Genomic DNA, 19,273 nt, shown 5'->3' with positions numbered 1-19,273 from the left:
ACAGAGGGCGGCATGCGAGCGACACCAGATTCGAAGGCTAACGCTCGTTTTCTGCTCGGCCCCTCTGGCCGATCCTGGAGGCTCCTCGCCTCCACGGCGCTCGTGAGCTGTCTTGGAGGTTTGCTGGCCAGCGTTTCCGCTTCGGCACAGAGCGTGGCGACCTCCGGCGACGTCAATCCTTCTCCGGCGACCTCACCCGTTTGGAATGTTGGTGGGGTCCTGGATGTCGGGCGATTCGGCCCGGGCATGCTGGCTGTCGAAGGAGGCGGTGCGGTCATCAGCACCTATGGCCAAATCGGTCTCTATGCCGGCGCCACCGGCACGGTGAGCGTGACGGGCGCAGGCTCGAGCTGGACGAGCAATAGCAGCATATATGTCGGCTATTTCGGCTCAGGCACGCTGACGATCGGGAATGGGGGCGTCGTCGACATCGATACGTCCAGCATCATCGGCAATCAGGCGGGCTCTACCGGCGCGGCGACGGTGACCGGGGTCGGTTCGACCTGGACGAGCGGCAACTACCTCACCGTTGGCCATTCCGGCTCCGGCACCCTTACCGTGGCGCAAGGCGGCACGGTCACCAACACGGAGAGCATGATCGGCTTCAATTCCGGCTCTATCGGCAAGGTGACCGTCACGGGGGCCGGCTCGACCTGGATGAACAGCGGCTACATCGCTGTCGGCCAGGACGGCAGCGGCGCGCTGAACATCGAGAGCGTCGGCGCGGTCAGCACTACGTCCGGCTATATCGCCGGCGGCGCGGGCTCCACTGCTGCTGCGACAGTGACGGGCGCCGGCTCGACCTGGACAAACAGCCGTGATTTCGCTGTCGGTGTCTCCGGCAAGGGCACGCTGACCGTCGCGGCCAGCGGCGCAGTCAGCAATTTCGACGGCTATATCGGCTATCAGGCCAATTCCACCGGTACCGCCACAGTGACCGGTGCCGGCTCGACCTGGACCAGTTCCGGCCAGCTCATCGTCGGGTATCACGGCAGCGGCAACCTGACCGTCTCGAACGGCGGGGCGGTCGGCAGTGTGGCGGGCTGGATCGGAGATAGTTCGGGCTCCATCGGCACGGCGCTGGTGACAGGCAAGGACTCCACCTGGTCCATGTCCAACAACCTCGCCGTCGGATTGAATGGCCATGGCAGCCTGACCATTTCGGACGGCGCCACGGTCAGCAGTGCAACAGGCTATATCGGCTTCGGCACACATTCCATCGGCGCCGTGACGCTGACAGGGGCAGGTTCGACCTGGACGAATTCAGGCAATCTCTATGTGGGATTGTCAGGCGTCGGCGCGCTGAATATCGGAGCGGCGGCGGGAGCGAGCGCAGCGGCTGCGGGTGTGCTCGACGCAACCGCCGTCACGCTTGGCACCGGCACGCTCGTCTTAAATCACACCGACAGCAATTACGACTTTGCCCCGCAGATTGTCGGTGCCGGCGCAGTCGAGGTCCACTCCGGCACGACCGTGCTGACCGGCGACAGCTCCGGGTTTAGCGGCAGAACGACGGTTTCGGGCGGCACCCTTCTCGTCGGCGATGCGGCCGGCAACGGTGTATTGGGCGGCGCGGTCACTATCGCAGCGGGCGGTACCCTCGGCGGCTCCGGCACGCTGACCGGCGCGGTTAGCATCGATGGCACGCTGTCGGCCGGGAACAGCCCTGGCGCGCTGACCTTCGACAGCAATCTGACGCTGGGCGCCGGCGCGACCTCCATGTTCGAGCTAAATACGCCGGGCGTGGTGGCAGGTACCGGAGCTGGCGGCAATGACCTGGTCGTGGTCAACGGCACGCTGACCCTGGGCGGGAGCCTCGATGCGCGGGTCGCGGCGGCAGGCTTTTATCGGCTGTTCGACTACATCACGCTGGCCCCTGGCAGCGCCTTCGTGAGCGAGAGCGTCACCTCCGCCCGCGCGGGTTTCACGGTGGCCAGCCATGAGCTGCAGTACACGCGTCCCGGCCAGGTGAATCTGTCGGTGCTCGGCGCGGGCCAGACCATGCAGTTCTGGGACGGCGCCAGCACCACGTCCAACGGCACGGTCGACGGCGGCACCGGAGTCTGGCGGGGATTCGGCACGAACTGGACGAATGTCTCAGGCAGCGGCAATGCCGGCTGGGCAGGCTCGGTCGGTGCGTTCGCAGGCACGGCCGGAACCGTCACCGTCGATGGAGCCCAGCGCTTCGACACCTTGCAATTCTCCACTGACGGTTATGTAATGGGTGGCGGCGTCCTTCAGCTGACGCCGGCGGCGGGCAATGCCGGTACGCTCAATGTCGACCGCGGTGTCTCGACAGCGATCGGCTCGGTCATCGCCGACGGCGGCGCCAACGCTCTCGCCAAAGTCGGCGGCGGCACGTTGGTGTTGACCGGGACCAACTCCTATACCGGCGGTACGACGCTTGCCGGCGGCGTGGTATCGGTTGGCTCCGACGCTAATCTCGGCGCGGCAGCCGGTGGCCTGACCTTCGATGGCGGCACCCTGCGGGTGACGGGGACTGGCTACACTGCAACCGACAGGGCCATCGTGCTCGGAACGGGTGGCGGGGGCTTCGACATCGACGATGCGGCCAACCGCTTCACGGCCGCCGGCGACATCACCGGCCTTGGCGATCTGCATAAGCAGGGCGGCGGCACGCTCGCGCTCACGGGCAGCAATGCTTATGGCAACACGCTGGTCCGGGCCGGCACTCTTGTGGGCCATGCCGGCTCGATCTCGGGCTCGATCGGCAATGCCGGCACGGTCGTGTTCGACCAAGCCGGCAATGCCAGCTTTGGTGGCGATATCGCCGGCCTGGGCGGAACCGATGGCGCGATGATCAAGCGCGGCGCCGGCAGCCTCACCCTGGCCGGCACCTCCTCGCTGGACTGGGCGATCGAAGCGGGTGGGATCGTCTCGGCGACGGATCGCTTCCGCGGCGACGCCAAGATCGATGCCGGCGCTTCTCTTACCTTCGACCAGGCGGTCGATGGCAGCTATGCCGGGTCGATCTCGGGCCGCGGGGAGTTTGCCAAATCCGGCGTCGCAACGGTTCGCGTGACGCGCGATAGTTCCGGTTTCGCCGGCACCACGACAGTGTCGGGTGGCGAGTTATTGGTCGGCGATGTCTCGGGCGGCCGGATCGGCGGCGCGATCACCGTGCTGAACGGTGCCACGCTCAGCGGGCTGGGCACCATTGGCTCGGCCGGATCGCAGATAACCATCAATGCCGGGGGGAATCATAAGCCCGGCGACGGCACCGCTTCCGGCCAGCAGGTGGTTGCAGGCGACTATGTCAATCACGGCACCCTGACCATTATCGGCGGGCCTTCGGGCACCAGCGGGGTCGTGGTCGCCGGGTCCGTCGACATCACCGATGCCAGGCTCGACCTTTTGCTGTCGCCCAACAATGCCGCGGGCTGGTCGATCACCAACGGACCCTTCACCATCATCGAACAGCGAGGCGCGGGAGCCGTCACCGGCACCTTCGGCAAGGTCACCGATCTCGACAGATTGTTGTTCCTCGACCACGTGCTCGACTATGCCGGCGGTGACGGCAATGACGTCACGCTCACATTCCGCCGCAACAATCTCGACTTTGCCGGTGTCGCGCGGACCCGCAACCAACAGGCCGCCGGAGCCGCTGTCGGTGGCCTGCCCCAGACCAATCCGGTCTGGAACGCTGTCGCGCTGCTGAGCGAGGCCGACGAGGCGCGCGCCGGCTTCGACCTGCTCTCGGGAGAGGCTCATGCCCAAGGCGTTGCGGTCGCGATCGGTGAAAGTCGCCTGATGCGCGAGGCGGTGTTGGGGCGTCTGCGCGGAGCCCTGCTGCCGCTGCCCGGCACGCCGGTAGCCGGCGCCTTCACTGATCTTCGGGGCCGCCAGGGCGTGGCCGACATGCCGGCGCCGCGCCTCGACGAGCGCTTCACCTTCTGGGGCGAGGCGGTCGGAGCGCAGGCGAGTACTAATGCCGACGGCAACGCGGCAGGGCTGTCGCACCGCACCGGCGGCGCTGTTCTCGGCGCCGATCTCAAGCTCCACGACAGCGTTGCGAGCTCCCTTCGCATCGGCGTCGCGGGCGGCTACACTTGGTCGACCTTCGACATCGATGGCCGGCTCTCCTCGGGGCGGCTCGAGAGCGGCCACGCGTTGCTCTATGCCGGGGCGCGCTTCGGCGCCTGGCGCCTCGATGGCGGCCTGGGCTACTCCTTCGGAGAGACCAGCCTGACCCGGCAGATCCGGGTCAGTAGCTTCGGCGATACGCTACGCTCGCAACGCGGCAGCGAGCTGCTGCAGGGCTTTGCCGAGCTCGGCCATGCCTTCCGGTTCGAGCGGTTCGCATTCGAGCCCTTCGCTCAGCTCGCCTTGCTGCGGATCTCGAGTGGCTCGGATCTCGAGCAGGGCGGGGCAGCGGCGCTGCGGGTCTTCTCCGGCGAGCAGAGCCTCGGCTTTGCGACGCTCGGCCTGCGCGCCGAGGCGCAGCTTGGTGCCATGCCGCTCTTTGCCCGCGGCCTGCTCGGCTGGCGCTACGGCTTCGGCGAACTGGCCCCACAAGCGATGGCCGCGTTCGCCGCGGGCAGTGTCCCGGCGCGCGTCCATGCGGCGGAGATCGACCGAAATGCGCTCGTCGCCGAGGCCGGGCTCGACTGGCGCGTCGGTTATGACACGACGCTGGGCCTCGCCTACTCCGCCACGATCGGAGAACGCATCCGCGACCACGCCCTCAGGGGCCGCTTCGAGGTTCGGTTTTGAAGGAATGTTTGCAACCAGCAGAAACAACAAGAGCCGAATGCTCACGGCCCGACTTGCGGCTCCGTTTGCATCCAGTTTTGATCGCGCGCGTGCTCGTTCGGATATTCGCGGCATCCGCTCGTCTCCGCGCTCGATTATCTGGCACAGGCCGTTTTTGGAGATAAAAGGATGTTCACTCACGTCATGATCGGCAGCAACGACCTGGAGCGGGCTAGAGATTTCTACGACGCCACATTCGCCGCGTTAGGAGGCGAGCTTGGCGAGATAGATGCCAGAGGCAGGTTGCTCTATGCCCACAGGGGCGGTCGGCTAATGATCACGAAGCCGATCGACGGCAATCCAGCGACCGCCGCCAACGGTGGGACCATCGGTATCGCCGCTGCGAGCCGTGACCATGTTCTCGCGTGCATAAGGCCGGCACCACGCATGGTGGGACGGCGATCGAGAGCCCACCTAGCGAGCGCCCGAACGGAGCCTTCGTCGCCTACCTTCGTGATCCGGACGGAAACAAGCTCACCGCGCGCTCTCAGCCGACGAAGTAACACAATCGGCAACAGCAGCTCCGAAGATCATCCCGCTCCGCCGGCAAGCGGACGGTCCAATCTCGGCCAGTCCTTTCGGGTTAATCGGCCCGCCACGAAGCGGACCTCCCCGCAGTCCCAGAAGGGTCGCTTCCGGTCGTGCCGCCGCCGCGCTCCCAAGTCCGCTTTCCGACAAAGAGCCAGAGTCCGCTTGTGGCGCTGCAGTGACACCCCACCCCGAATCTCTGGCGGTAGAGCTATCGAAGCCCGTTGGCTAAGTTGGTAAGCTGATCGACCGGAATTGCGATCCTCACGGCGAGCCCGCTGCTCTGCCATTCTCTCTGAATCGTGGCTGCAAGCGACATCTGAACGCTTTTCTCAAGGTGGCTGCCGAAGCCATGGCTTGATGGAGGCAGGACTTGCGTCGGGGAATGCTCAGTCCATTTCAACGCGACCGTGCCATTTTCTTCAACGACGCGGACGGCAAGGCTGCCTTCGATCTCAGATAGACAGCCATATTTGGCTGCGTTGGTCGCCAACTCATGGAGGAGAAGAGCGACGTGCGGGAGAGCCCTCGGTCCCACCTCAGGATCATCGCCGGAAACGTCAATCTTCTGATGCCCGGCATAGGGCTGCAGGATGGCGCGCACCAAGGTTAGCAACGTGGTGGTTTGGCCAATGAGGCCATCACCCTGCCAATCCGGCATTGTCAGCTCATGCGCACGCGAGAGCGCTGCAAGGCGACTGCGAGCATTTTCAGTTGCTGTGCGAATGTCAGCGCCTGACCGTGCGCTCAACGAAACAATGCCTGCGGCCAGCGCAAAAAGGTTTTTCACCCGGTGCTGCATCTCGCCATAGAGAAGTCTCTGCTTCTCCTGCGCGAGACGGCGCTCGGTGATGTCTCGTGCAATCTTCGAGGCGCCTACGATGGCTCCGCGCGCATTGCGCACGGGTGAAATCGTGAGTGACAGATCAACAAAGCTTCCGTCCTTGCGGCGGCGGACGGTTTCAAAATGCTCGACGCGATCACCACGCTTGATCGCGGCCAAGATCGTCGGCTCTTCATCGAGCCTGTCCTCCGGGATCAGAATCGTAATCGGCTTCCCGACAGCTTCCTCGGCCGAATAGCCGAACAAGCGCGTCGCGCCGGCGTTCCATGTGCGGATGGTTCCATTCAGGTCTTTGCTGATGATCGCATCGTCCGATCCGTTGATGATCGCAACCAGCCAGTCGCGCAGATCTGGCTCGTCGGCGCTTTCGGCACCTAGGGGGCTGTACTCCAACGGAGCGACACGTCGGCTTCGTACAGCCGGAGAAATCGGTAGTCCGGGGGATGGTGCCCTCAAACCTTCCTCACCGAGCTTGGTCACCCAATCGCTCCGAAGCAGGTGTCATTGTCTCAAGGACGATAGCAACAAGCATTCCGACAGGCTACTCGACCCGCCTCTCTGCCGGCACCGCGCAGGTTCGTGTCTCGTGACACTCCGGCGATGTAAATGAGGCGAGCGCGGCGAAAGCCCATCAAAACGGAGTGTCGATCCGGACGCTGGAGCTATGTAACGTGCGTTCTGCGGGCGGTTTGGGCATAGGCTTGGCTGAGACTAAGCGCATCACAGGAGCAGTGATTGAATTTTTCGCCTTCCGATTCCATGACCATCTCAGCTATCGGCGCACTATAGTCGCGCCTATCACTGCACCCGGCGCGGTTCGAAGGCGAAGGCGCTGAGCCCCAGCCATTGCTGCATGGAGCAAGCAAGGGCCTGATCGCCGTCGATTTCCAACTGGCCGGTGTCCGACTCCTTCTTGATCGTCGTCAGCCCCATCCAGATCGCCGTCATAGTGCGCAGGGAACTCTTGACCAGCAGGTCGAGCTGATGGCCGGGGTCAAAATTGCACAGGTCGACGGCTCCGTCGGCCACCACCAGCCACCACCTCTTCTGCGACCCCGAAAGTTCGGGGTACAGGAACTGTATCGTGCAGCGATGCGGCGGCAGCAGCTTGACGTTGAGGCTTCGGTGCATGTCCCACATCAGCAGCGAAGGGTCGAGATTCTTGAGCGAAAGCCGCGATTCCATCCAGCGTTGCGCCCAGTTGCCGAGGCCCATGATCAACGGTCTCAGCTCCTCGCCGGCCTCGGAAAGGTGATATTCGACCGAGCCCTTCGTCCTGCGCGAGACGATAAGGACCCCGGCCTGCTGCAACTCCTTGAGGCGTTTCGAGAGCAAAGCGGGCGACATCTTCGGCAGGCCGCGCCGCAGGTCATTGAACCGGGTGCTGCCGCAGAGCAGCTCCCGCACGACCAGTGTCGTCCATCGGCTGCACAATATCTCCGAGGCCATCTACACCGGGCAGAACTGGCCATAGCCGCCGCGATTGTTCATGGCGAACCCCGTTTTCTTTTGGCGAATGGTACCAGATCGGGGGCACACGGAAAACGCCGGCAGTTCAGTTGCTGAACTGGAAGCTCGGAACCGCAGCGGTGATCCTTCTGCCTCACAGCAATGGAGGACACCATGTCGACGATCGCTGCTTCGAAAATCTCGGCTCCGTCGTTCGTCGGAGCCACCGCCTCTCCCGCCGGCATCGTGGAAACGGCGCACCGCCTCGCGCCGAAAGTCGCCGCACGTGCCGCCGAGATCGACCAGAATGACCGTTTCGTCAGTGCGAACTATACCTTGTTGAAGGAGGCGGGCCTCGTCGAGGCAGGCGTCCCGCGGGAACTCGGCGGCGGCGGCGCCGAGATAGCCGAGCTCGCCGAGATGCTGCGGGTGCTTGCCAGGGCGTGCGGTTCAACCGCGCTGGCCTTTTCCATGCACACCCATCAGGTCGCCATCGCCGCCTGGCGCTGGCGGCACCAGAAGGTCGCCGCCGTGGAGCCGCTCCTGAAGCGGGTCGCTGTGGAGAGGATCATCTTGTTGTCGTCCGGTGGCTCGGACTGGATCGGCGGATCGGGAAAAGCCGAAAAGGACGGCGACGGCTATCGCATCACGGCGCGGAAGGTGTTCACCTCCGGCGCCGAAGCCGGCGATATCCTGATGACCGGAGCAATCCACGAGGGCGAGGACGGGAGCCGCTCGGTCATCCACTTCGGCGCCCCGATGAAGTCCTCAGCGGTGCGCATCGAGGAGACCTGGCGCACGCTCGGCATGCGTGGCACCGCGTCGAACGACGTCGTGATCGAGGATCTCTTCATCCCCGCCGCGAATGTCGCGTTCTCGCGCAAGGCCGGCGAGTGGCACCCTGTTTTCGAGACGATCGCGACGATCGCTTTCCCGCTGATCTACGCCGTCTACCTAGGGGTCGCCGAGAGCGCCCGCGACATCGCCATCGAGGTCGCGAGGAAGAAGCAGGCATCCGATCCGTCGCTGGCCGGACGCATGGATACCGAATTGCGGGCCGCGCAGCTCGCGCACCGTTGGATGCTGGATGCCGTGGCGCGCAACGCGCCATCCGCCGAGACGGTCAACGAGGTCATGATCGGGCGCACGTTAGTTGCCCGCCACGCGATCGCCGCCGTCGATCTGGCGATGGAGCTGGCCGGCGGCGCGTCGTTCTACCGGGCGACGGGATTGGAGCGGCGCTTCCGTGACATCCAAGGTGCACGTTTCCACCCGCTCCAGGCCACTCCTCAGGCACGGTATGCCGGTGCAATGGCGCTGGGCCTGCCGACAGGCTCGATCTTCTAAAGAGCCGATACCGCCGGAGGGGGACGCACCATATCGATCCTCCTTCGCCACTGCTCATGCTTCGAGCACCCGCGTTAGGCATTTGGCGGCCTTCCGAAACCGGCCGCCGCGCATCGCCGAGATTGAGAGCTTCATTTCCAACCAGCCGGAGACAATGGAAACTCGATTGGAGCCGGAGCATTCCGCCCAATGTCAGCTTGCGGCCAATGATCCAAGTTCCGCTTCTGGCGCGTCTCGCCCGGACCTCTGTTCGGCGCTTCCGTGCGCAGCGCAGCGGGTGCATCGAACGGAACGGCCAGGGAATGGATATGCGCCTCACAGCCATGCAGTGATTGCTGAAGCGCGGTCAGCGCGCTTCAGCATGTATTGGTTAGAAGGCTTGGCTTACAGCCGGTACTGCCATCGTATGAGATCGGCAGCTCGCTCGCCAACGATGGCGCAAGGAGCCTGGGTGTTGCCGGTCGTGACACGCGGCAGCACCGAGCCATCGGCGATCCGCAGGCCGGCGATCCCGTGCACCGCAAGTTTGGCATCGACCACCGACATGTCATCCGAGCCCATTTTTGCGGTGCCGCACTGATGCCAGTAGGTCACCGCAGCATCTCGGATGAAGGCATCGTCGATCTGACGACCGGTTCCAGGGATACGTTCGGCGCTGACGAACGGCCTGAATGCGTCGCTGCTGCCGATCTCGCGGCAAAGCTTCACACAAGCCCGAGCCGCTTCCAGGTCGCGCGGATCCGACAGCATGTTGGCGTCAACAACAGGCTTGTCAGTTGGATCTGCCGACGTCAGGCATATCCGACCGCGACTATGGGGCTGGGCGAGCCCCGCAAACATCGTCCAGCCATGGTTAGGCACCCCTAGAAGTGCCGTCCGCTCACTCGGAACCGGGAACTCCACCTGGCAGAAGAGCAGATCCGGCGCGGTGAGGTCGGGCCGGCTCTTCCAGTAAAGCGTCGCCTCGCTGCCGCTGTTGCGCGGCGCAAGCGGCTCACGGTACTCCCACGTACATCCGAACGAGACGTGATCCTGCAGATTGCGGCCGACGCCGGGAAGGTGCTGGACGACGGGTATGCCGAGCCGTGCCAGTTCGTCACGATCGCCGACGCCGGACAGCATGAGCAGCTTGGGCGTATTGATCGCACCGGTCGAGATCACGATCTCGGTGCTTGCCTTGATCGACGAGATCGAGCCTGCTCTTTCGATCTCCACACCGATAGCGCGGCGCCTGTCGAACAGCACACGCCGAACGACCGTCTCGGTCAGGATCGTGATGTTGGGGCGATCGGCGATCGGCCGGACATAGGCCCGGTATAGGGATTGTCGTCGTCCCTCGCGAACCAGCATGTCGGCATAGGCAACCCCGCCGACGCCTTCCATCATCTCACCATTGGGATGATCGAAACGAGGGATGCCGAGGCCTTCCGCTGCATCCAGCAGAGCGCCGGCGATGGGGCTCGGATCTTTCGCCGCCTGAACCCATACCGGCCCGCTCGTGCCGCGATATTTGGGATCCGGCCGCCCCTGCCAGTTCTCGATCCGACGATAGATGTCGAGAACCGAGTTGTAGTTCCAACCGGGATCGCCCGTTTCCACCGCGAAGTGGTCCCAGTCGCTGCGGTGGCCGCGCGCCCAGACCATGACGTTCACGCTGGAGCCGCCGCCGAGGCCCTTGCCCATCGACATCGAGAGAGCCCGGCCGTCCAGATGCGGGTTGGGTTCGGCCTGGAATCCCCAGTCGCGATCGGTGCCGAGATTGGTCGGCCATAGAGCGGGATCCAGCACGGACTCCGCTTCGTCGTCGGGCCCGGCCTCGATCAGAAGGACGGTACAGGCCGGGTTTTCGGCCAGGCGGCGCGCGATCACCGATCCCGACGAACCGGCGCCGCATATGATGAAGTCGTAGGTGGTCTCGAGGTTGGCTCTGCGCTCCGCCTGGTTTTGGCGTGCGCGTCTTTCGAAGCCCCCGGCATCGCCGGGGGCTGAGGTGTCAGTCATCGTTCGATCTTTCCAGTTCGGCGCTGGGCCGTTTCGGGGACCGCGATAAGCGGCTGGCCGTTACTTTGCGGCGGACGCTGCCTGGCGAGCGGCCTGGTCGATCACATCGGCGACGACCTTGGGCTGGGTCATGAAGAGGGCATGGCTGGCCGAGACCTTCGTGACCTTGGCGCCGATGCGCTTGGCCATGTGATCGAGCATCGCCTGATCGAAGGCCTTGTCCTCACTGGCGATGACGGCCCAGCTCGGCTTGGTGCGCCAGGCGGCGTTCTTCAGCTTGGTGCCGAAGGCCGACAGGTTGATCGGCACCTGCGATTCCCGCATGAAGGCGACATCCGCATCGGAGACATCGTGTGCGAAGCCAGCCTTGAACTTGGCGCGGTCGACGAAGGCGAAACCATCCTGCGCCTTGTCTAGGACGAACTCGGTCGCCGGGGCGAAGCCCTCATATTGCTGGGCCGTGGTCTCGCCGGCATCCGGAGACAGGGCCGAGACATAGACGAGGCCAGTGACCTTCGGATCGACGCCCGCTTCGGTGATGACGGTGCCACCCCAGGAATGGCCGACGAGGATCGTGGGGCCGTCTTGCCGGTCGAGCGCCCGCTTGGTGGCCGCGACGTCGTCTTCGAGCGAGGTCAGCGGATTCTGAACGATCGTCACGCGATAGCCGCGAGCCGTCAGCAAGTCATAGACGCCCCGCCATCCCGATCCGTCGGCAAAAGCGCCGTGAACCAGAACGACATTCTTGGCAGGCTGCGCCGTGCTCGCAGTCTGAGCGAGAGCGGCCTGCGACATGCTGCCGATTGCGGCTGCGGCGAGAAGGGTGTTGCGGATGGACTTGCTCATGACGGCGCTCCTTCATTTTAGTATTGCAGCAATTGTTATTGCGATAACAGATATGCCGATTACCACCATCCTTGTCAATCGGACATTTGTCGCGATATATGTTTTCGAGATCACGGTTCCGTGAGCCGCAGTGAAAGGCCTGCCGATGACCGATGCGACCACCGCCCCACCAGTGCCACTGGAGGACCAGCTCTGTTTCTCGATCTACTCTGCCGAGATTGCGATCCAGCGGGCCTATAAGCCGTTGCTCGATGGCCTAGGACTTACCTATCCGCAGTACCTCGTTCTCAACGTCCTCTGGCGCGAAGACGCCCAAACGGTCGGCGGCATCGCTCAGCAGCTTGCCTTGGAGTCCAGCACGCTGACGCCGCTGCTCAAGAGGATGGAAGCCGCGGGCCTACTGCGTCGCACCCGCAATCCCGAGAACGAGCGCCAGGTTATCATCGCGCTCACGCCGGAAGGTGACGCACTTCGCTTTCGTGCCGGCTGCCTGAACGCAAATCTGCTCGAAGCGTCCGGCCAGACGGTCAGCGAACTTGGGAAGCTCAACCAGCTGATCCGGCAACTTCGCGACGCGATCTACGCCCATACGGGTGCCCTAGGCGTAGGAGGGTCGAGAATGGACCCCGACCCCAAGGGGTAACGGCGAGAGCCGAGGCGGCCTAGACCGTCGGCACGGTCCCGCCATCGATGACGTATTCGGTTCCGGTGATGCTCCCCGCTCGGTCCGAGGCGACGAAAGCAATCAGGCTTGCAACTTCGTCGGTACTCGCCGGGCGACCGATCGGAATTCCGCCGAGGGAATCCATGATCATCTTCGTGCTCGTCTCGACACTGACGCCCTGTTGCTCGGCGAGGCGCTCGGCGAAGTGAACGGAGCCCTCGGTGGCAATCCATCCCGGCGAAACACGGACGACCCGCACGCCTTTTGGCGAGACCAGCTTCGAGAGGCTCTTGCTGTAGGAAGAGAGCGCGGCCTTCGCTGCGGCGTAGCCGATCGTCGCTTCCGGCAGCGGCATGACTCGCTGGATGGAGGTGACATGAATGACGACACCGCTGCCATGTGCAGTCATCGCCGGCACCAATTCACGATCGAGGCGAATGGCCGGCATCAGGTTGAGGTCGAGCTCCTTGCGCCATTCCTTGTCCGTGAGAGCTTCATATCCGCCCGCCGGGGCGGAGGAACCGCCCAGCATGTGCACGATGATGTCGACTCCGCCCAAGCGCTCGCGAACGGCCTGCGCCAGCTTTGCGCAGCCCTCTGGCGTCGTGAGATCTACACCGACGAACATCCCGGCCGGCAGGTCCTCTGGCTTCGACCTGGCGCTGGTCAGAACCTGAGCTCCCAACTCCCGGAAGAGCTTGACCGTTGCGGCGCCTGCGCCACGCGTGCCGGACGTCACGAGCGCCGGCTTGCCTTCGAGGCTGATGAACGGGTTCATGGGGTAATCTCCAACTCGCCGATCTTGTCACCCTCCAGGCGGAAGAAATAACGCAGGTCGATCGGGCTGCCCGGGAAATTTCCCTCGACGTGGCAGGTCACGACGGTGCGACCGCGCTCGCGTTCGATCGTAATCGGCGTCGAAGTCGCCGTGAATTTCTTCGAATACTCCACTTTCCACTGACGGATCTCGTCCCTGCCAGTGTGGACGTGGTTCTCATCCCGAACAGTAGCGATGTCCGAAAAGCAGTCGGCCATCGTTTGAGGATTGGGGTCGAGATCGGCGGTGAAGTACCGCGCGATTGGCGAAGGCAGTTCAAGAGACATTGTTGCCATCCTCAGCGTTGAATTCTGCAGACCTGGCCTCCGGCTGACCTGTTGAGATCTTGCCTCGGCGGTTGCTTCCACGGACATCAACTTAGCGATGGACAGTGGGACTGATAATCGGGATAAATTGGGATGAAACGTTGCGAAATCCGGCACAATGATCGGCCATAATCTCATCGAGCTGGATGCCGTCATGGCGGTCGCGCGTCGGAAATCGTTCCGGGCAGCGGCCGTGGAACTGCAGATCTCCACGACGGCGCTGAGCAATCTCATCGCGAAGTTCGAAAAGCAGCTCGGTGTCCGTCTGTTCAATCGGACGACACGGAGTGTCTCACTCACTGATGCCGGGCGGAACTTCGTCGAACAGATCGGCCCTGCTCTCGTTGAGATTCACAGCGCCATGGACAGTGCCATGTCGCAACAGGAGGTGCCGTCCGGGACGATCAGGATCAACGCGTTCCCGACCGCTGCGCGGGAGATTCTGGAGCCGCTGGTCTTTGAGTATCTGCGCCGATATCCGCAGGTGCACATCGACCTCGTGACCGAGGGGCGCTTGCTCGATGTGGTGGCCGACGGCTTTGATCTCGGCGTCAGAAGCGCGGATTTCGTGCCCAGCGACATGATCGCTGTTCCGATTGGCCAGGCACGATCCTACGTCGTTGTGGCTTCACCGACGTATCTCGAAGCGCACGGCAGACCACAGGTGCCGCTCGATCTGCTCAATCACACCTGCATCCGCATCCGGCTGCCCAATGGCGGCATCTACAAATGGCACTTCGAGAAAGACGGCGAGCCTGTCCAGATCGACGTGCAAGGCCCCATCACCCTCGACGAGGCCAGCCTGTCGCGGACCGCCGTCCTGTGCGGGATCGGCCTGGGTCTCTTTATGGAGTCGGACGTCCGTGAAGACATCACAGCCTGCCGCCTGATCCGCGTCCTCGAAGACTGGATGAAGCCCGTGGCGCCCTTGTGCCTCTATTACCCCGGGCGCAAGAATCCGTCGGCCGCGTTCAAGGAATTCATCAACCTCGCACGCGAATTCACCTCGGCTTTGAATGCCGATCGGAGGTGACGCACCTGCCGGATCGCGTCGCGATGAAAGTCCGCTTGTGGGCAAGTGCCGAGAGTCGGCTAATGGCGCATTGAGCTCAGAGCACAATCGCTGTCCCCACTGCTAGCTACTTGAGCTGGCTGTCTTTGCTTCCGCGTCGATTGATACCCCCACTAACGATCGATCGCCGATCGAAGCCCGTCTGGCACGCGACGCAGGTCCGCGCACCGGGCATCGCCAAGCGGCGCGCTTCCGGAATCTCCTCCCCGCAGGCCTGGCAGTAGAGTTCTCCGGTGCCCGTGGGCAGTTTGGCGCGGGCCAGCCTGACCGCATCATTGATCGAGTCGTGAATCTGATCTTGAACCGCCCCGTCTGGGGCCCATCCATTCGCCATAGCAGACTCCCTCACTAATATCCCGAGATGGTGCTGGGCTAAGGCATCTTCAATCACATAGCCCGCTAACCGGGAGCCGCTGCGCCTCGCCGGCGTCACCGAAATCGACGTCTTCCGCGAGAGCGCAGGACATAGTGGCTCCGCGAGGCTGCCGGGGTCTGGTCGAACGACGAGGTCGCCCTATCGGGGGATCCACCTGGCAATCTCGAAATCGTCGAAGGCCCGCCCGACGGCGGCAAAATCCCGGAGCTCGACGGCAACTATGGAGCCTTCGCTCCCGATTACGCGCCGGAGGAGATCTTCGAGATTGCTTCCAAGCTCTACAAGAAGAGCCGCTAGCCGCGCCAACGTCCTCGTCGCCCGCGGTGGTCGTTGGCGACGAAGACGACGACCAAAGTGGCGCGAAGATCACGAAGGAACCCGACGCAGTTGAAGACGTATAGACCGCAGGAGGCGATCATGCGTGTCGATGCGATTTTCGAGTGCCGGTGCTGCGGCTCGCCCGCCGTGTCACTGCCAAATAATCTGACCGTAGCCGCCATCGTCCGATGCGCTGGCTGCGGAAGCGAGCTGAGCACCTGGCAGGACTATAAGAACGCCATATCGGTCGCTCTCGTGAACTCCGGGACGCCGCTCAGTGCAGACCCGATCTTGCTGCTACCGATCCCGAACAGCATTTCGCTCCTGGACGCGTGGGCCGCCCCGTCACACACAACGGCCGGTCAGGTAAGTGGTCTCCAGCGCGGGCAGCACGACGTGGTGGCGCCCGCGCGTATCGAGGCTCCCCAGAGGTGAAGTCCTTCATCGCGACATACGACATCGAAGCGGCGCCCGGAGATCCCCACAACACGTTTCTCGAGGCGGCGGTCGCGCGAGGATGGACCGATACACTCCGCGTCGGTGACCGCTCCGAGCGGTTGCCAAACTCCACGCTCATCGGGAATTTCCGCAACCTGGACGACGCGCATCGATCGTTCGAAGCGGCCATCACCGACGCAAACGAAACCATGTCTCCAGCGACGCTGACCGTCGAGAGGCGCTACATCGTCGAGCGTGCGTCGGGGGGTCGGCTGCTGGCGAGAAAGACCCAGTGGGTCAAGAGGAACATTGCTCGGCTGAATAGCTTGCTGCGGCCTAAAGCGCGGAAAGAGGGTCGCGACGCGAAGTGACCCTAGGGGGCGACGCCCGACACTCCTAAGGTCATCCCGAACGTTTTGCTTATTGTTGCTGCCCCGATCCAGGCTCCGCCATCTTTCGGTGCTGCTTGGCAAGCGTCTCGGCCGGCGTGACGTTGGCGAGCGAGGACTTGATCTTGTTTTTCCAGCCACTAACCACGGCGCCGTCGCCTGCCATGAGCGCCTGGTAGCCTGCCTCGGCGACGTCCCGAGGATCGTCTTTTTCGTCCTGGCCGATCTTGGTGTCCAGAAGTCCGGCGCGCTCGAAAAAGCGTGTATCCGTTGCTCCCGGCATCAGGCAGGTGACTGTCACGCCGGTGTCCCTCAGCTCCTCGCGCAAGGCGAAGGAGAAGGAGTCGATGAAGGCCTTGGTGCCGTTGTAGACGGCCTGGAAGGCGCCCGGCATGAAGCCCGCGATCGAGCCAGTGATGAGGATACGGCCTTCGCCACGATCGCGCATCTGCTGGCCGACCTTCTTCAGCAGCAGCAGTGTTCCGACGATATTGGTGTCGATCACCCGCAGCCACTCGGCGTCGTCCTGGTCGAGAAAGCCGTGGCCGAGACCACGCCCGGCATTGGCGAAGAGCAGGTCGACCTCCCGCCCGGATTTGCCAACCTCTACGAAGAGTTCATCGACGCCTTCCTCGTCACTGAGGTCGACGACGACCGATACGACTTTGGCGCCCTCGGACCGCAGCTTCTCCGCGGCATCATGAATATCGGTCTCGTCCGCTGCGATGAGTAGATCGTAACCGTCCTTCGCGGCGAGCCGTGCGAGTTCAAGCCCAATTCCGCTCGATGCGCCGGTGACCAGCGCGAGCTTTCCGATTTCCTGTCCCATGTGATGCTCCTTCGTCACGGGGTGAGGACGACCTTGATGCAGCCGTCCTCCTTGTCTCGGAATTTTTGGTAGAGGCCCGGCCCCTCTTCGAGCCCGGCTCGATGCGTGATCACGAACGAAGGATCGATCTCGCCTGAGGTAATCTTTTCGAGCAGCGGCGCGAGATAGCGGTGCGTGTGCGTCTGACCGGTCTTGAGCGTCAGGCCCTTGTTCATGAAGGCGCCCATCGGGATTTTGTCGAGATAGCCGAAATAGACGCCGGGCATCGAGATCGTGCCGCCCTTCCGGCAGCACATGATTGCCTCACGGAGCGCATGCGGGCGATCAGTCGCGAGGTAGGTCGCGGCCTTGATCTTGTCGATGACTGCATCGAACGAGCCGCTGCCATGGGCCTCGGCGCCGACTGCGTCGATGCAGCGATCGGGGCCGCGGCCTTTGGTCAGCTCCATGAGGCGGTCGTAGACGCCGACATCATCGAAATTGATCGTCTCCGCCCGTCCGATGCCGGCTGCCATCGCGAGGCGTTCGGGAACGTTGTCGATGGCGATGACGCGCCCCGCACCGAACATCCAGGCCGACTGGATCGTAAATTGTCCGACGGGACCGCAGCCCCAGATCGCGACCGTGTCGCCCTCCTCGATCTCTGCATTCTCCGCCGCCATGTAACCGGTAGGAAAAATATCGGATAGGAAGAGCACCTGCTCGTCGGGGATGCCGGCCGGGACCTTGATCGGGCCGACATCGGCATAGGGCACCCGCAGGTATTCCGCCTGCCCGCCGGAAAAGCCGCCGAGCATATGCGAGTAGCCGAACAGACCGGAAGGTGACTGCCCCATGGCCTTCTTCGCCTGATCGGCGTTGGGATTGGAACGATCGCAAAGGGAGTACATCTGCTTTCGGCAAAAGAAGCAGTCACCGCAGGCGATGTTGAAGGGCACGACGACCCGGTCGCCGATCCTGAGATTGCGGACGCTGCTTCCGACCTCGACGACCTCGCCCATCGTTTCGTGGCCGAGGACGTCACCCGCCTCCATCGTCGGCGTATAGCCATCATACACGTGCAGGTCGGAGCCGCAGATCGCGCAAGCGGTGACCTTGATCACGACATCGCCGGCATCCTGAATTTGCGGATCGGGCACCGTTTCACAACGAATATCGCTTTTGCCGTGCCAGCAGAGTGCTTTCATGTCGCGGGTCCTTCGTGCCCCCCATGCGGCCAACGCGGTCTCCCCGTGACCGTTCCGCAAAAATCTGACGTTATTTGGCGCGTGGGCAGCACCCGATGGAACCGCCGCTCCATCACTACGGGCGGAGTTTGGTAACTGTTCGCAACCGGCATTGAACATTACGGTTCAATGGACGTTGGTGGCTTCGGAGAGACCGCGAGGCCTAGAATGTTTCAACCACCGCTCGATCCCTCCATCATCATCGGTCGCTGGCGCGACCGCCCACCCACCGGCCAACAGATGCAGCGGATATTGACCAGCCTTCTCCCTCCGGATGCCATGGAGGCGTTGCTCGCCAAAGAGATGAGTCGATCGGTCGTTTACATCCGCTGGTGCCTTGGCAGTGAAGCTGTCGTCCCAGCCCGTCTTCTCTCAGCAGCTCTGCGAGTGAGCGCGGGCGTGAGACAGATCGCACCTCTGTCGGGATCGGCGAGATGACGCCCTCGACCAGCCCGAGTTTCTCCGCATCGGTAGCTTCGCTGTAACAGTGCTCCGGCGACCGCCACGCGCCATCTCCAGCGTTCGAGTTACCTTATGGGCCTAGGGATTGAAGGCGGGAGCTCGATAGCCAGGCGCATGTCAGCGAATAGGCGCTAAGCGTGTCTACCCGGGATGCTGGATGAAGTGCTGTCGACAGTCGGGATGGCCGACTGACGTTTCAGTTTCGAGAGCGTACGGTCGACAGCTCACTGCATGGATTCGGCCGCGCGGGCGAGATCAGAGCGAGCATCGCGGGCCGCGGCATTAAGCAGAATCTTCAGTGCGCTTCTCACTGCAACGGTGAGATCGGCGTCCGCGCCATCTCCGGACTCCGCCTTGAACGTTAGACGACCGATCTCCGCTGACAGAACTTGCAAGAGTTCGTCCATTCGGACTTGGTCGCGGCGCTTTCCGGCCGAGTGGACGAGTGCCCTGACAACGAGCCTTCTCAGCCCAGCATTGAGCCCGTTGGCAATGATGGCGTCATCCTGTGCCACGCTAATTTTCCTCGCTTTTGAAGCGGAACCAACGAGCTGCGCCACGGTTCCTC

At 63.4% G+C, this 19,273-nt stretch carries 15 protein-coding genes and 2 pseudogenes; 7 read left to right on the top strand and 10 right to left on the bottom strand.

Translation table 11 applies throughout. From position 1 onward, the window contains the following. Positions 1-246 precede the first annotated feature (246 nt). Both RKE40_RS18210 and RKE40_RS18205 read left to right on the top strand, forming a co-directional pair. Positions 247-4,734, top strand: coding sequence for an autotransporter domain-containing protein (locus tag RKE40_RS18210; RefSeq protein ID WP_316019647.1), 4,488 nt, complete (start codon positions 247-249; stop codon positions 4,732-4,734). Between the two features lie 168 nt (positions 4,735-4,902). Then, a pseudogene (locus RKE40_RS18205) lies at positions 4,903-5,276 on the top strand (VOC family protein). A gap of 236 nt (positions 5,277-5,512) precedes the next feature. Here RKE40_RS18205 and RKE40_RS18200 read toward each other — a convergent pair. Both RKE40_RS18200 and RKE40_RS18195 read right to left on the bottom strand, forming a co-directional pair. Continuing rightward, positions 5,513-6,625, bottom strand: coding sequence for a sensor histidine kinase (locus RKE40_RS18200; protein WP_316019646.1), 1,113 nt, complete (start codon positions 6,623-6,625; stop codon positions 5,513-5,515). Positions 6,626-6,943: 318 nt separating this feature from the next. After that, a complete protein-coding gene (locus RKE40_RS18195; protein WP_316019645.1) occupies positions 6,944-7,594 on the bottom strand; it encodes a winged helix-turn-helix transcriptional regulator in 651 nt (216 codons plus the stop codon). Positions 7,595-7,768: 174 nt separating this feature from the next. On the opposite strand from RKE40_RS18195, the gene RKE40_RS18190 reads away from it, so the two are divergent. Next, positions 7,769-8,941: an acyl-CoA dehydrogenase family protein gene (locus RKE40_RS18190; protein ID WP_316019644.1), complete on the top strand. Its 1,173-nt coding sequence runs from the start codon at positions 7,769-7,771 to the stop codon at positions 8,939-8,941. 384 nt (positions 8,942-9,325) lie between these two features. Here RKE40_RS18190 and RKE40_RS18185 read toward each other — a convergent pair whose 3' ends face one another. Together RKE40_RS18185 and RKE40_RS18180 are read right to left on the bottom strand one after the other, a co-directional pair. Then, complete coding sequence (locus RKE40_RS18185; protein WP_316019643.1) at positions 9,326-10,942, bottom strand: GMC family oxidoreductase; 1,617 nt, start codon at positions 10,940-10,942, stop codon at positions 9,326-9,328. A gap of 60 nt (positions 10,943-11,002) precedes the next feature. Continuing rightward, positions 11,003-11,788 (bottom strand): alpha/beta fold hydrolase, encoded by a 786-nt coding sequence (locus tag RKE40_RS18180; RefSeq protein WP_316019642.1) that lies wholly within the window; start codon positions 11,786-11,788, stop codon positions 11,003-11,005. A 145-nt stretch (positions 11,789-11,933) separates the two neighbouring features. Between RKE40_RS18180 and RKE40_RS18175 the strand changes: the two genes are divergently transcribed. After that, the gene (locus RKE40_RS18175; protein ID WP_316019641.1) at positions 11,934-12,431 is read left to right on the top strand and encodes a MarR family winged helix-turn-helix transcriptional regulator; all 498 of its coding nucleotides are present in this window, start codon (positions 11,934-11,936) and stop codon (positions 12,429-12,431) included. A 19-nt stretch (positions 12,432-12,450) separates the two neighbouring features. On the opposite strand, the gene RKE40_RS18170 is transcribed toward RKE40_RS18175, so the two are convergent. Continuing rightward, a complete protein-coding gene (locus RKE40_RS18170; RefSeq protein WP_316019640.1) occupies positions 12,451-13,230 on the bottom strand; it encodes an SDR family oxidoreductase in 780 nt (259 codons plus the stop codon). Further along, entirely contained in the window at positions 13,227-13,556 is a 330-nt protein-coding gene (locus RKE40_RS18165) for a nuclear transport factor 2 family protein (RefSeq protein WP_316019639.1), read from the bottom strand. Before RKE40_RS18165 ends, RKE40_RS18170 begins: the two co-directional genes overlap by 4 nt. Before the next feature lie 157 nt (positions 13,557-13,713). Here RKE40_RS18165 and RKE40_RS18160 point away from each other — a divergent pair, with 157 nt between their 5' ends. Next, on the top strand, positions 13,714-14,628 hold the full coding sequence (locus RKE40_RS18160) for a LysR family transcriptional regulator (protein ID WP_316019638.1): 915 nt from the start codon (positions 13,714-13,716) through the stop codon (positions 14,626-14,628). Between the two features lie 106 nt (positions 14,629-14,734). Here the strand turns inward: RKE40_RS18160 and RKE40_RS18155 are convergent, their stop codons facing one another. Next, the gene (locus RKE40_RS18155) at positions 14,735-15,001 is read right to left on the bottom strand and encodes a DksA/TraR family C4-type zinc finger protein (RefSeq protein WP_316019637.1); all 267 of its coding nucleotides are present in this window, start codon (positions 14,999-15,001) and stop codon (positions 14,735-14,737) included. Positions 15,002-15,142: 141 nt separating this feature from the next. On the opposite strand from RKE40_RS18155, the pseudogene RKE40_RS18150 reads away from it, so the two are divergent. Then, positions 15,143-15,340 (top strand): annotated as a pseudogene (locus tag RKE40_RS18150) (manganese catalase family protein); the annotation flags it as partial. Positions 15,341-15,792: 452 nt separating this feature from the next. Continuing rightward, on the top strand, positions 15,793-16,170 hold the full coding sequence (locus RKE40_RS18145; RefSeq protein WP_066478213.1) for a hypothetical protein: 378 nt from the start codon (positions 15,793-15,795) through the stop codon (positions 16,168-16,170). A gap of 49 nt (positions 16,171-16,219) precedes the next feature. On the opposite strand, the gene RKE40_RS18140 is transcribed toward RKE40_RS18145, so the two are convergent. The 3 genes from RKE40_RS18140 to RKE40_RS18130 all read right to left on the bottom strand — a co-directional run bounded on the left by RKE40_RS18140 (position 16,220) and on the right by RKE40_RS18130 (position 19,265). Continuing rightward, the gene (locus tag RKE40_RS18140; protein ID WP_316019636.1) at positions 16,220-17,017 is read right to left on the bottom strand and encodes an SDR family NAD(P)-dependent oxidoreductase; all 798 of its coding nucleotides are present in this window, start codon (positions 17,015-17,017) and stop codon (positions 16,220-16,222) included. Between the two features lie 14 nt (positions 17,018-17,031). After that, positions 17,032-18,204 (bottom strand): zinc-dependent alcohol dehydrogenase, encoded by a 1,173-nt coding sequence (locus RKE40_RS18135; protein ID WP_316019663.1) that lies wholly within the window; start codon positions 18,202-18,204, stop codon positions 17,032-17,034. Between the two features lie 725 nt (positions 18,205-18,929). Further along, entirely contained in the window at positions 18,930-19,265 is a 336-nt protein-coding gene (locus RKE40_RS18130; RefSeq protein WP_316019635.1) for a hypothetical protein, read from the bottom strand. Between the last annotated feature and the right edge of the window lie 8 nt (positions 19,266-19,273).

It is taken from the genome of Allobosea rubneri, from assembly GCF_032464875.1.
GTDB classification, from domain to species: Bacteria; Pseudomonadota; Alphaproteobacteria; order Rhizobiales; family Beijerinckiaceae; genus Allobosea; species Allobosea rubneri.
This window is presented reverse-complemented; position numbering and strand designations above follow the sequence as displayed.

Excerpts from the sequence above, each read along its gene's own strand:
- RKE40_RS18175 (WP_316019641.1), top strand. The coding sequence starts at position 11,934 with ATGACCGATGCGACCACCGCCCCACCAGTGCCACTGGAGGACCAGCTC.
- RKE40_RS18195 (WP_316019645.1), bottom strand. The coding sequence starts at position 7,594 with ATGGCCTCGGAGATATTGTGCAGCCGATGGACGACACTGGTCGTGCGG.
- RKE40_RS18180 (WP_316019642.1), bottom strand. The coding sequence starts at position 11,788 with ATGAGCAAGTCCATCCGCAACACCCTTCTCGCCGCAGCCGCAATCGGC.
- RKE40_RS18160 (WP_316019638.1), top strand. The coding sequence starts at position 13,714 with ATGATCGGCCATAATCTCATCGAGCTGGATGCCGTCATGGCGGTCGCG.
- RKE40_RS18155 (WP_316019637.1), bottom strand. The coding sequence starts at position 15,001 with ATGGCGAATGGATGGGCCCCAGACGGGGCGGTTCAAGATCAGATTCAC.
- RKE40_RS18165 (WP_316019639.1), bottom strand. The coding sequence starts at position 13,556 with ATGTCTCTTGAACTGCCTTCGCCAATCGCGCGGTACTTCACCGCCGAT.
- RKE40_RS18170 (WP_316019640.1), bottom strand. The coding sequence starts at position 13,230 with ATGAACCCGTTCATCAGCCTCGAAGGCAAGCCGGCGCTCGTGACGTCC.
- RKE40_RS18140 (WP_316019636.1), bottom strand. The coding sequence starts at position 17,017 with ATGGGACAGGAAATCGGAAAGCTCGCGCTGGTCACCGGCGCATCGAGC.
- RKE40_RS18135 (WP_316019663.1), bottom strand. The coding sequence starts at position 18,204 with ATGAAAGCACTCTGCTGGCACGGCAAAAGCGATATTCGTTGTGAAACG.
- RKE40_RS18185 (WP_316019643.1), bottom strand. The coding sequence starts at position 10,942 with ATGACTGACACCTCAGCCCCCGGCGATGCCGGGGGCTTCGAAAGACGC.
- RKE40_RS18190 (WP_316019644.1), top strand. The coding sequence starts at position 7,769 with ATGTCGACGATCGCTGCTTCGAAAATCTCGGCTCCGTCGTTCGTCGGA.
- RKE40_RS18210 (WP_316019647.1), top strand. The coding sequence starts at position 247 with ATGCTGGCTGTCGAAGGAGGCGGTGCGGTCATCAGCACCTATGGCCAA.